The sequence below is a fragment of the Ruegeria sp. C9 genome (genome assembly GCF_056537585.1).
The window spans coordinates 282,385-295,179 of record NZ_JBQFRU010000002.1; the positions used below are offsets into that span (position 1 = coordinate 282,385).

Here is a 12,795-nt window from a genome sequence, read left to right on the forward strand (position 1 = left end):
TTCAGTTCATTTGCTGAAACACCGCTTCGGTCAGTTGGGTCAGCGAAAACGGCTTGGGCAGGAAAGTGGAGTTTTCGATCTGGGGGCCAGATTCGCCAAACGCCCCTTCTGTATAGCCTGACATGAAGACCACCCGCACGTCTGGGCGCGCTTTCATCGCCTCGCGCACCCAGGTCGGGCCGTCCATTCCGGGCATGACGACATCGGTAACAAAAACATCCACCAGCAAATTGGGGTCGTCCAACAATTGCAGCGCATCTTCGGCTGATTCAGCTTCAAGCACAGTGTAGCCTTTCAAGCGAAGCGCCCGCGTCGCGAAGGCGCGCACCGGGGCTTCGTCTTCGACCAACAAAACCACGCCTTCACCCAATCGGGAACTTTGCACCTCTGACGTATCGGGGGCCTCAGGCTCCGATTCTTGGACCCGGGAACTCACAGGCAAGAGCACGGTGAATTCCGTTCCCCGGTCCTGCACACTGTCGACAAATATGAAACCACCAGTCTGTTTTACGATCCCGTAAACAGTCGATAGCCCCAGCCCCGTCCCCTCGCCTGTGCGTTTGGTCGTATAAAATGGCTCAAACACTTTTTGCAGTTTGTCTGCAGGAATCCCGATGCCGCTGTCGATGACTTTGACCGTAACATATTCCCCCGGCTGTACCGTAGCCCGATCGCGCGTGATCGATTGATCCAATGTCACTACTTCGGTCTCGATCCGAATCTCCCCACCCTCGGGCATCGCATCACGCGCATTGACGACCAGGTTCATCAAGACCTGCTCTAACTGGCGCTTGTCCGCGCAGACGGATTTGAGCACCGGATCATGACTGAGCGTCAGGCGGACCTTCTCGCCCACAAGACGGTTTAGCAAATGGATAAGGTCTGAAATTGTATCTCGCAGATCCAGAACCTCGGGCCGGAGCGTTTGTTTGCGCGAAAAGGCCAGAAGCTGGCTGACCAACGCTGCAGCACGGTTGGCGTTCTGATTGATCTGTACAAGATCGCCGTAATTCGGGTCATCTTGGTCATGGCGCAACAGCAACAGATCACAATGCCCCGAAATCGCCGTCAGCAAGTTATTGAAATCATGTGCGACCCCGCCAGCCAATTGCCCAACGGCTTGCATCTTCTGGCCTTGGACAAACTGCGCCTCCATCGTTTTCAGTTCGGTGGCATCGTTCAGAACCGCAATAAGACAAACCTGACCATCCCTGAGAATCCGTGACAGCGTAACTTGCACAAACACCTCTTTGTCCTTGCGCACCAAACGCAGGAATTCAGACCGCGGTGCTGCGCCTTGTTCGGCAGCACTCGCCAGCCAGTCCCTGATCGGATAGCCGAGCCCCTGCATCATGCTTTCGATATTCGTCCGCCCCGGTTGGATCTCACCGACCAATTCAACCGCGAGGTGGTTTGCTTCGCTAACATCTCCATCGGGAGACATGCACATGATCGCAACTGGCAAATCTGCAAATGATGTCGTGTGCTGCGGTCCTTCGGCGTGCTGCAGCGGCGTTAAAAGCAACTCACGCACAATACCGCTGTGCCTGAGCGTTGTGACAGTGAATGATGCTTCGGTTTCCCCGGTTTTAATCTGTATGATGCTACCATCAACTGCACCGCCAGCCTGAACCATCGGCTTGAGGCAGGTGGGAATCTGACCAAAAAGTTCGATTGCTGCATCATTGGCATCCAGCACCACGTCATTTCGTCCGACCGTCAGAACCGGCCGCTGCACGCTGCGCCAGATCTGAGGTGCATCTATTCTAAAACGCCAGCAAAACCGATTTTCACCCAGCTTTGAAACAGACACGGGTATTGTTTGTCCGCGCGTGACAACATCTTCTTCCCAAAAGCCCCGTTTCAGGGCATGAGACTGCAAACGCAACAGCACCGCCGACGGGTTTGCAAATACGGTACGCAGAGACTCATCTAGTCGCGTACCCGCGTTCCGAATAAGACGTGCATTGGCCTGAGCGTTTGCAACTAGCACCTCGCCCATCGCATCCGAAATGACACAGGCATCGGTTTCTTGCTCTAGAAAGCCCGTCATCGCAGCGTATGTTTGCGCTTCGATCTGATTCAATATCCAAGCACGCGCCAATGCAAAGACCACTACTACCAGGAAGGACAAGCCAACGGCTGCGACCCCGGCACTTAACCGTGGCGGCAAGACGTCAAAGAAGGAAAGTACGCTCAATAAAATGGCGATCAATGCCAGTGAGGCATAGCGCCCACGATCAATGCCCCATCCACTTGATCGAGAGGGGGTAAATTCAGATTGAATAGACATAAACAGCCCGGATTATTACAATTTCTGATCAATATCTGCCTGCAATGGTTAATTGCTGCTTAATGATCAGTGACATAAACTTCTTAAGGTTGTGTTTTAAAGTTTATATTCGCGTCAAGTGTGCTGTAAAAAATCCATCGGTCCCGTGTGAAACCAGCCACGTTTTGCGGTATCCGCTCTGCCATTCGGGATTGCTGGCAAAGAATCCATCAATAATGCCGTCGTTTTCAATCGTCAGCATCGAGCAGGTCGCATAGGCAAGCACGCCTTTGGGCGCAACGAGAGGTGATACGTCTCGTAGAATAGCGGCCTGAATCTGCGTCAGCTCGTCCAAGCGCTCCGGTGTAAGCGCCCATTTCCCTGCCGGTGCGCGGCGCCACGATCCGCTGCCGGAACATGGCACATCTGTCAAAACCACATCGAACGGGGCCTGACCGGTGATTTGGCCTGTGGTCAGGATCTTGACATCCGCGCCCGCCCTTGCCGCGCGCGCTGGCAAGTCGCGCATACGGTTGGGATTGGCATCATGGGCAAAGACCTGAACACCCATATCCGTAGCCGCTAAAGCAAGGGACTTGCCTCCGCCACCCGCACAATAGTCCAGGACACGCATGTCTGGCTGTAAATCAAGCGCGGCAACAACCGCCTGGCTTGCGGCATCCTGCAACTCAACCAGCCCATCTGTATACGGACCGCTCTGAGATATCTTGCGTGCGCCCTCGGTAACTTCCAATGCGGTGTCGCAAGCCGAATGTGGATGCGCCGTAATCCCATCGGCAGCCAATCGCTGAATGGCCGAGGGTCGGTCAGTTTTCAGCAGGTTGACCCTCAGATGAATCGGAGCGCGCGATTGTAGCGCGGCTGCGGCAAGTTCAGCTTCGTCCTTCAACGCGGCCTGAAATTGAGGCCACAACCATTCGGGGATATCCAGACGTTCTGCGTCGCTCTGAAATGACCTGGGTTGGTCAGCTTCGGTTACCTCTGCAGGTGCATACCGCGCACCCGAAAATAATGACGTTAGGTCTGAGTCCAAGGATCGGGCGGCACCGATCATCAGGCCGCGCCCCGTCTCGGACCCACCGAGCGCCGAGAAGGATCGTTTGCACCGCAATGCATCAAACACATGATCCCGGATCGCAGCGCGATCCTTAGATCCCGCGAACCGACTGCGTCGAGCCCAGCCGGTCAACGCCTTCTCGACCGGTGCACCGGCAAGAATGTCATCGAGGATCTCGATCGAGGCCTGAACCCGAGCAGCAGGTGTCATCGCGTTTTCCGTTCGTCTACACGATCAATTTCGAGAGACCCCCTGAAGGGTCTCACAAACTTACATCACGCGATAATTGGGGCTTTCCCGTGTGATCTGAACGTCATGCACATGGCTTTCCTTCAAACCTGCGCCAGTGATTTTGACAAAGTTGCAGTTCTGGCGCATCTCATCGACGGTGGCACAACCGGTATAGCCCATCGCCGCGCGCAAACCTCCAACCAGTTGGTGCACAACAGCGCTTGCGGACCCTTTGTACGGCACCTGTCCTTCGATCCCTTCAGGCACCAGCTTGTCATTCGCGGCGTCCTTCTGGAAATAGCGATCCGCCGAGCCGCGCGCCATCGCACCCAGGCTGCCCATGCCGCGATACGATTTGAACGAGCGGCCTTGATAGAGGATCACCTCGCCCGGGCTTTCATCCGTGCCCGCAATCATCGAACCGACCATAGCGCAAGACGCACCTGCCGCAATCGCCTTGGCGAAATCGCCCGAGAATTTAATGCCACCATCCGCAATGACCGGAACCTCCCCCGCCGAAGCGGAGCAATCCATGATTGCCGTCAACTGAGGCACACCAACACCCGCGACCATCCGTGTGGTACAGATCGAGCCGGGCCCGATGCCCACTTTGATCGCGTCTGCACCTGCATCGATCAGCGCTTTGGTGGCCTCGGCAGTGGCGACGTTACCGGCGATGATCTGAACCTCGTTCGACAGCGTCTTGGCACGTTTCACCGCATCCAGAACACCTTGCGAATGACCATGTGCGGTATCCACAACAATGATATCGACCCCGGAATCGACCAACTGCTCTGACCGCTCAAACCCCGCGTCTCCGACCGAGGTCGCAGCAGCCACCCGCAGTCGGCCCAACCGGTCCTTGCAGGCTGTAGGGTTCAGCACGGCCTGCTCGGTATCTTTCAGCGTCAGTAAGCCTGTCAGCTTGCCCTCGCCATCGACGACCAGCAACTTTTCGATCCGACGCGCACGCATAAGGCTTTTGGCCTCTTCCAGATCGGCGGGCTCTTGCAGCATCGCCAGATTGTCAGAGGTCATCATCGCTTTGATCGGCGTGTCATCCGAGGTCGCAAAGCGCATATCTCGGTTGGTGACAATGCCGACGACACGACCGCTTTCTTCAACGACCGGGAAGCCGGTGAAGTTGTAGCGCTCTACCAAAGCCTGAGCATCTGCCAATGTTTGATCCGCGCGCAGCGTGACCGGGTTATAGACGATACCGGATTCGAACCGCTTAACCCGACGCACTTCGCGGGCCTGTTCCTCGACCGAGAGGTTTTTGTGCACCACGCCGATGCCCCCAGCCTGCGCCATGGCGATAGCCATACGCGCCTCGGTCACCGTGTCCATCGCCGAGCTTAGCAGCGGGATGTTCATCGTAATCTCACGCGTCACGCGCGTGGTGGTATCAGCGGTTGCCGGCAGCACAGAAGATGCGCCCGGAACCAGAAGAACGTCGTCGAAGGTGAGTGCCTCACGAATCTGCATTTGATAACCCCATGCAAAAGCCCGTTTGACGGTGACCCTATTGCATGGATTTCACCAGAGGGAAAGCCCCGAACCCAAGTTGTTTTCCCCTGCGGGCTTCTGCCACGCCCGAAAACGACGCAAGCAATGCAAAACGTGCCGCTGAATGCCCTTTCCCTTTGCGTTCAAACCCATATGTTCGCCGGCATACGCGCGAATACAAAGGCAGGCCATTCATGACCACCGATCCTCTTGTCGTTTTTACCCCGTCCGGCAAACGCGGACACTTTCCCGTTGGCACGCCAATCCTGACGGCAGCGCGCCAGTTGGGTGTCGATCTTGATTCAGTCTGCGGTGGACGCGGTATTTGTTCGAAATGTCAGATCACCCCCAGCTATGGCGAGTTTCCCAAGCATGGCGTGACCGTCTCGGAGGACGCGCTGAGCGAATGGAACGCGGTTGAACAGCGTTATGACGACAAACGAGGCTTGAAACCCGGGCGCCGTTTGGGCTGTCAGGCCTCGGTTCAGGGTGACGTGGTGATCGACGTGCCTCCTGAAAGCCAGGTTCACCGTCAGGTGGTCCGCAAGGCCGCCGCCGCCCGCGCCATCACCATGGACCCTGCAACACGCCTGTATTTCGTGGTGGTGGAAGAACCCGACATGCACTCGCCCACAGGCGATCTGGAACGGTTAGAACGCGCCTTGCGCGAACAATGGAAGATCGATGCGATTACCGCCGATCTGTCGCTGATGTCCAAGCTGCAGCCAGTGCTTCGCAAAGGGAAATGGGAGGTCACGGTCGCCGTCCACAAAGGCCACAAGGACAACGTGGCCCTTATCGTCGAAATTTGGCCCGGCCTGCACGAACATGGGCTTTACGGTCTGGCTATCGACCTCGGCTCGACCACCATCGCTGCGCACCTGACCGATCTGGAAACAGGTGAAGTCAAGGCTTCTTCCGGCCTGATGAACCCGCAAATTCGTTTCGGCGAAGACCTGATGAGCCGCGTGTCTTACGCCATGATGAATCCCGGTGGTGACAAGGAAATGACCCGGGCCGTGCGCGAAGCGATCAACGATCTGACCACTTCAATCGCTGATGAGGCCGGGATCGATGCCGCTTTGATCGTCGAAACGGTGTTCGTCTGCAATCCGGTCATGCACCATCTTTTGCTGGGTCTGGACCCAGTCGAACTGGGTCAGGCGCCATTTGCGCTCGCGACGTCCGAAAGCATGTCCCTGCCTGCGCATGAGATGGACCTGACCACGATGAATCCACGCGCGCAGGTCTACATCCTGCCGTGTATTGCGGGCCATGTGGGTGCGGACTGCGCTGCCGTTGCCCTATCCGAGGAACCCGGCAAGTCCGACGATCTGGTACTGATCGTGGATGTGGGTACCAATGCGGAAATCTTGCTGGGCAACACCCACCGCGTTCTGGCCTGTTCGTCACCCACCGGCCCCGCATTTGAGGGTGCCCAGATTAGCTCGGGCCAGAGAGCCGCGCCCGGTGCGATTGAACGAATCGAAATCGATCCTGTCACCAAAGAACCGCGTTTCCGCGTGATCGGGTCCGAAAAATGGTCGAATGACGAAGGCTTTGATCAGGACATTGCCACCACGGGCATCACCGGTATCTGCGGCTCAGGCATTATCGAGGCCGTGGCCGAGATGCGCATTGCAGGTCTTCTGGACGAAAGCGGGCTGATCGGCTCGGCCGCGCAGACGGGCACACCGCGTTGCGTTCCCGAAGGCCGCACCAACTCCTATCTGATCCACGACGCCAGCGCCGAGGGCGGTCCGCGTATCACGGTAACTCAGGGTGATATCCGTGCCATCCAGTTGGCTAAATCCGCGCTCTACGCCGGAGCGCGTCTCCTAATGGATGAGATGGAGGTTGACCGTGTGGATCGCGTGGTACTTGCCGGTGCCTTCGGCGCGCATATTTCGACCAAACACGCGATGGTGCTGGGTATGATCCCTGATGCACCGCTCGAGAAGGTCTCCAGCGCGGGTAATGCCGCTGGAACCGGTGCCCGGATCGCGCTGTGTAACATCGGATCGCGGGCCGAGATCGAACGCGTGGTGCGCGAGATCACCAAGGTCGAAACGGCAATCGAACCCAAGTTTCAAGACCATTTCGTCGCCGCCAATGCGATCCCGCACAAAACCGATCCGTTCCCTGAATTGGCCCAGGTCGTCACCCTGCCCGCTCCGTCCTTCAATACCGGCGGCGGGGATGAGGAAAAATCTGGCCGCCGACGCCGCCGGAGGTCATAGTCGCCCCATCCACAGGAGGCGAATATGACATCAGAGAACGAGGAACAGGCGGAATTCTGGGGAAACTCGGAACAAGGCACCAAATGGCTGACCTATGAGGATCAGCTTGACCACGCCTTCGCGCCCGTTCTTGATCTCGTTCTGGACCGGGCCGCCCTGTCGGCGGGTATGCAAGTGTTGGATATCGGATGCGGCACAGGCGTCAGTGCAATCGCAGCGGCGCGCGCGGTTGGGGCCGAAGGACACGTATTGGCGGCCGATATATCGCAGCCGTTTCTGGACCGCGCAGCCAAACGTGCTGAAAGCAACGGGATACAGACTATCACTTTTCAGCACGCGGATGCGCAAACCTACGCGTTTGAACCCGGACAAATGGATGCCGCAATCTCCCGGTTTGGTGTCATGTTCTTTAGCGACTCGATCGCAGCATTCCGAAACATCGCCTCGGCACTGAAACCAGGTGGGCAAATGACGTTCGCTTCCTGGGGGCCATTGGACGTCAACCCGTGGTTCAAGATACCCCATGTCGCCGCCGTTCGGCGAATGGGTCAACCGCCCCGCGTAGACCGCTATGCGCCCGGGCCGCTGGCGTTCCACGACATCGACCATGTCAAAGGTCTGATGACCCAAGCGGGGCTGTCTGAAATAACCGGCGACGCGATCACAGTGAACCTGACGGGTTTTGGCGGCGTTGAAGGCACGGCGAGGCTGGTGACACGTGTTGGTCCTGCGGGCCGTGTTGTTGCTCATTTCGAAGGGAGTGAGGCTGATACTGACGCTATTCAAGAAGCGGTCGCAAAAGAGTTCCGACAGTATAAGTCTGGTTCGGAGATCCTCATCCCGGCGATGATCAACCTCTATCAGGCCCGACGCGCAGAATGATTGGAGCGGGTAGCGGGAATCGAACCCGCGCGTTCAGCTTGGGAAGCTGACAGGCTACCATTACATCATACCCGCCGCTGGGCATTGATTAGCACTGCTCTTTACTGGGGTTCAAGGGTCAACAAACGCTGACGAATCGAAAAGGCCGGATCAAAAAATCCGGCCCAATCCATTGTTTTATTTACCTTAAGCGCGGCGACGACGACCACCGCCACGACGTCCGCGTGCACCCTCGCCTTCGGCTCCGGCCTCGGCGGGTGGTTTGTTGAACCTGATCCACTCACCGCCATGTGCGTCGTTGTTGGTCAGCAGGTTGGCGGCGCGGATGGCCTCCATCTCTTTGCCCGCACGCGGAAGGGTCGAACCCAGACCGAACATCTGTACAAAGGTTTCGTCGTCCATATCCTCGGGCAGAATGATACCGGCGGCAGCGACGGCCTCTTTCTTTTCGGCAATCTTCTTCTGCGTCACCGGCAGAGCCACCGGGTTCATGATCGCTGAAGTCATTCCAGCACCCATTGCCATCGGCAGGAAGGCGTTGTTGATACCGTGACGGTTCGGCAGGCCGAACGAGATGTTGGACGCACCGCATGTGGTGTTCACGCCCAGCTCTTCCCGCAGACGACGGACCAGAGCAAACACCTGCTGGCCAGCTGTTGCCATCGCACCAATCGGCATGACCAGCGGATCGACCACGATGTCATGAGCCGGGATGCCGTGATCGGCTGCACGCTCAACGATGGTTTTGGCGACGGCAAAACGCACATCAGGGTCTTCCGAGATTCCGGTGTCATCGTTCGAGATCGCCACAACGGGTACGTTGTATTTCTTGACCAGTGGCAGAACCAGTTCCAGACGCTCTTCTTCACCGGTGACCGAGTTCAACAGCGGACGACCTTCCGCCGCCTCAAGACCGGCTTCCAAAGCGCCCGGAACCGAGGAATCGATGCAAAGCGGTACATCAACAAGCCCCTGCACCAGCTCGACGATCTTGGTCATCAGCGGCGGCTCGGTCTCGTTCGGGTTGGGGTTCGAGTTGTAGACGACACCTGCGTTGATATCCAGAACGGTCGCGCCTGCAGCGACCTGCGCCAGAGCATCCTTTTCGACTGTCGAGAAATCGCCTGCTTCCAATTCGGCAGCCAGTTTCTTACGGCCCGTTGGGTTGATCCGCTCACCGATAACGCAGAACGGTTCGTCAAAGCCCAGAACGGCAGTTTTTGTTTTTGATTCTACGACTGTACGGGTCATGTCCGTTCCTTAGGAGTTAACCGGCTTTGCCGAAGCGCCGCCGTTGTTGATCGCCCAGTTGGCGTTGGTCTTGATCCCGCCCAGCGGGAAGAAGTGTACCTTGGTGATATTGAAATCCGGGTTGGCTGCCTTGTGATTGGCCAGTTCGGTGACCACATCGGTTGGCTCGTAAGGCAACAGCAGCTTGGACACGTCCATGGCGCGCTTCTGCAGGACTTTCAGCGATGGACCAACGCCGCAGGCGATAGCGAATTTGATCAGCGTCTGCAGCTTCGCCGGGCCCGCGATACCGATATGGATCGGCAGATCAATACCCGCTTCTTTCAGGCTATCTGCCCAAGCAATGATCGGCTTGGCGTCGAACGCAAACTGAGTGGCCAGCGCCATTTCGGCGTCGGTGGTTTCCGAAAACTTCTGCTTCCAGCGCAGCGCGTCATCGACATTCTTGGTCGAGCCGTCGGGATCGATATCCTTGTTACCTTCGGGGTGACCGGCTACGTGCAGTCGCTTGAACCCCGCCCTGTCGAACAGTCCGGTTTCCAGCAGCTGCATCGAGCTGTCGAAATCACCATGCGGTTTGGCGACACCACCAGCCAGCAGAAGCGCCTGCTCGACGCCCGCTTCACCCTGATACATGGAAATCCAGTTTTCCAGTGTCGCGGCATCCTTGATGATCCGTGCCGGGAAATGCGGCATGACAGGGTAACCTTCGGCCGCGATGCGCTTGGCGGTTTTGACCATGTCTTCGATTGGCGTGCCCTCGATATGGGCGATGTAGACACGGGTGCCTTCTGGCAGCAGCGCGCGGAAATCTTCGACCTTTTCTGCAGTGCGCGGCATCACCTCGATCGAGTAGCCCTGCAAAAAGGCTTCGACGGTCGGGTTCACAGGGCCGTTTTCGACCGCATCACGTTTCTTGAAGTTCAGCAAAGCCATAGCGGCCTCCCATAAAGATCTGGGGCTCATGCCCAACCGTCATTGGCGATCAGGGTCTTGATACGGTCCTGATCGTACTCTGTTTCCAAACGCGCGGCCTCGGCCTCGGCAATTTCGGACGGGTCGCCCTCAACTGCGAAAGGCTCGGCTTTGCGCCACTCGGCCAGATAGGCATCACTATCCTTGGCGTTCACCTTCATTGCTGCCCGGTCGATGGCTTGTTCAAACCGCTCTTCCAACTGCCGCTTAGCGCCACGACGGCCCTTGCCGACGATGACTTGGGCGGGAATATCGCGCCAATATACGATGGTGACGTCAGGCATTACCGTGATTCCTCCTAACCAGATGGACCGGTTCTAAACTTCAATGTGGGTCCAAGTCGGTCGATTTTCGACATACGGCGTATTTGCAGCGACCTTTTTGCCCACGGCTGCATACCGCAGCTTTTAAAGCCTTGGTGGCCAAAACCGAACATCAAAATCCTAATGACTTTAATGAGCGTCTTGCGTGATCCAATTGCGCGACCTATGGTCGGAATAACTCGAAAATCGGAGGGCGTTTAAGATGGCGCCCAAGCGTCCCAGAGGTGCGGGCGCGTTCCCGAAAGCGGTCGAAAGCCCCGCGCCGGCAAGACCCGATCCAGATGCGTTATATGCGGCACTGGATTTGGGGACAAATAGCTGCCGCATGTTGATCGCCCAGCCCAAGGGCAGTGGATTTCATGTGGTGGACAGCTTCTCCAAATCGGTGCAGTTGGGTGCCGGTCTGGAACGCACCGGGCGGTTGTCGCGGGCGTCCATGGCACGTACCGTACAGGCGCTGCGGATTTGTCAGCAAAAACTCAAGCGTAACAAGGTCAAGCGCATGCGCTTGATCGCAACCGAGGCCTGCCGTCGCGCCAAGAATTCACGCGATTTCATCCGGCAAGTTAAACGCGAAACCGGCCTGACGCTCGACATCATCCAGCCCGAGGAAGAAGCACGTCTGGCTGTGATTTCCTGTGCACCGCTAGTGTCGACCAAGACCGAGCAATTGTTGGTCGTCGATATCGGCGGCGGCTCAACCGAATTGGTCTGGATCGACATCTCCTCTGTTCCTCGTCGGGATCGGCCTGCCGCGATTATGAGATTGCATAACGGGTTCCACACACCAGAAAGCCCTTTCCCTGCGGCCAAGGTGGTCGATTGGATCAGCGTCCCGCTGGGCGTGGCAACATTGCGTGATCAGTTCAACGACGTCGAAGACGATGCCGCGCGTTTTGCGCTAATGAGCTGGTTTTTTGAAGAAAACCTGGCCGATTTCGCGCCTTACAAGGATGAACAGGCCCGCGAAGGGTTCCAAATCGTGGGCACCAGTGGAACGGTGACCACCGTCGCCGCCTCGCATCTTGGGCTCAAGCGCTATGACCGGACGAAGGTGGACGGATTGCGGATGACCAGCGATCAGATTGACAAGGTGATACGAGGCTATCTAGAACTCGGCCCTCGTGGGCGCCGCCGTGATCCCCGGATCGGAGAAGATCGGCAGGCCCTGATCATGTCCGGCTCGGCCATCTTGCAGGCCCTGTTGCGCTGCTGGCCCACCGATCGCCTTTCTGTGGCGGACCGTGGGCTGCGCGAGGGTTTGCTTTATGCGCAAATGAGTGCGGACGGTGTATTGGAAGACGGACCGTTCTGATGGCGAAGACACCAACTGGCAAAAGCAACTCGGGTCGCGGACAACGCGACCTGAAGGTGAAGGTCAAGACAGCGCGCGGGCGCAAGCTCAGCTCGACCCGCTGGTTAGAACGGCAGTTGAACGACCCCTATGTCAAACGCGCGCAGGTCGAAGGCTATCGCGGACGCGCGGCATTCAAGATACTTGAGTTGGACGACAAGTTCCGGTTTCTCGTACCCGGCGCGCGCGTGGTCGATCTGGGATGTGCGCCCGGTGGCTGGCTGCAAGTCGCTGTGAAACGCGTCAATGCACTCGGCGAGAAAAGCGGCAAGCGCATCGGCACCGTCCTGGGGGTTGACCTTCAAGAGGTTGAGCCCGTCGCCGGTGCCACCGCGCATGTCCTTGATTTCATGGAAGATGACGCCGATCAGAAGGTCAAGGACTGGCTGGGTGGCAAAGCGGACGTGGTCATGTCTGATATGGCGGCTGCATCCTCGGGCCACAAACAGACTGACCACCTGCGGATCATGGCCTTGTGCGAAACGGCGGCTTATTTCGCGTTCGACGTGCTGGAAGAGGGCGGCACCTTCGTTGCCAAGGTGCTTGCTGGCGGGGCTGAGGGGGACCTTCAGAAACTGCTCAAGCAGAAATTCAACAAGGTTGCCAATGTGAAGCCTCCGGCCTCACGTTCTGATAGTTCCGAGAAGTTTGTTGTCGCCACCGGCTTCCGGGGTTAAGCG

General features: G+C 57.6%; 10 protein-coding genes and 1 tRNA gene. 4 read left to right on the plus strand and 7 right to left on the minus strand.

The features are described 5' to 3' along the window. Position 1 precedes the first annotated feature (1 nt). The 3 genes from ACR0NE_RS05595 to guaB form a co-directional block, all read right to left on the minus strand. Entirely contained in the window at positions 2 to 2,293 is a 2,292-nt protein-coding gene (locus ACR0NE_RS05595) for an ATP-binding protein (RefSeq protein ID WP_170595568.1), read from the minus strand. 103 nt (positions 2,294 to 2,396) lie between these two features. Next, a complete protein-coding gene (locus ACR0NE_RS05600) occupies positions 2,397 to 3,560 on the minus strand; it encodes an RsmB/NOP family class I SAM-dependent RNA methyltransferase (RefSeq protein ID WP_170595566.1) in 1,164 nt (387 codons plus the stop codon). 60 nt (positions 3,561 to 3,620) lie between these two features. Then, a complete protein-coding gene (guaB, locus tag ACR0NE_RS05605; RefSeq protein WP_170595564.1) occupies positions 3,621 to 5,069 on the minus strand; it encodes an IMP dehydrogenase in 1,449 nt (482 codons plus the stop codon). Between the two features lie 215 nt (positions 5,070 to 5,284). Between guaB and ACR0NE_RS05610 the strand changes: the two genes are divergently transcribed. Both ACR0NE_RS05610 and ACR0NE_RS05615 read left to right on the plus strand, forming a co-directional pair. Further along, positions 5,285 to 7,330 carry an ASKHA domain-containing protein gene (locus tag ACR0NE_RS05610; RefSeq protein WP_170595562.1) on the plus strand — a complete coding sequence of 682 codons (2,046 nt, stop codon included), beginning with the start codon at positions 5,285 to 5,287 and terminating at the stop codon, positions 7,328 to 7,330. Between the two features lie 24 nt (positions 7,331 to 7,354). Next, complete coding sequence (locus ACR0NE_RS05615) at positions 7,355 to 8,212, plus strand: methyltransferase domain-containing protein (protein ID WP_170595560.1); 858 nt, start codon at positions 7,355 to 7,357, stop codon at positions 8,210 to 8,212. 1 nt (position 8,213) lies between these two features. Here ACR0NE_RS05615 and ACR0NE_RS05620 read toward each other — a convergent pair. The 4 genes from ACR0NE_RS05620 to ACR0NE_RS05635 form a co-directional block, all read right to left on the minus strand. Beyond that, positions 8,214 to 8,287 (minus strand) — tRNA-Gly (locus ACR0NE_RS05620). 111 nt (positions 8,288 to 8,398) lie between these two features. Next, positions 8,399 to 9,463 (minus strand): methyltetrahydrofolate cobalamin methyltransferase, encoded by a 1,065-nt coding sequence (locus ACR0NE_RS05625; protein WP_170393018.1) that lies wholly within the window; start codon positions 9,461 to 9,463, stop codon positions 8,399 to 8,401. Between the two features lie 9 nt (positions 9,464 to 9,472). Further along, entirely contained in the window at positions 9,473 to 10,399 is a 927-nt protein-coding gene (locus ACR0NE_RS05630; protein ID WP_170596104.1) for a methylenetetrahydrofolate reductase, read from the minus strand. Positions 10,400 to 10,425: 26 nt separating this feature from the next. Then, entirely contained in the window at positions 10,426 to 10,722 is a 297-nt protein-coding gene (locus ACR0NE_RS05635) for a virulence factor (RefSeq protein ID WP_170393016.1), read from the minus strand. Positions 10,723 to 10,963: 241 nt separating this feature from the next. Here ACR0NE_RS05635 and ACR0NE_RS05640 point away from each other — a divergent pair, with 241 nt between their 5' ends. Both ACR0NE_RS05640 and ACR0NE_RS05645 read left to right on the plus strand, forming a co-directional pair. Then, positions 10,964 to 12,076: a Ppx/GppA phosphatase family protein gene (locus ACR0NE_RS05640; protein WP_170393015.1), complete on the plus strand. Its 1,113-nt coding sequence runs from the start codon at positions 10,964 to 10,966 to the stop codon at positions 12,074 to 12,076. Further along, positions 12,076 to 12,792 carry an RlmE family RNA methyltransferase gene (locus ACR0NE_RS05645; protein ID WP_170393014.1) on the plus strand — a complete coding sequence of 239 codons (717 nt, stop codon included), beginning with the start codon at positions 12,076 to 12,078 and terminating at the stop codon, positions 12,790 to 12,792. Before ACR0NE_RS05640 ends, ACR0NE_RS05645 begins: the two co-directional genes overlap by 1 nt. Positions 12,793 to 12,795 lie beyond the last annotated feature (3 nt).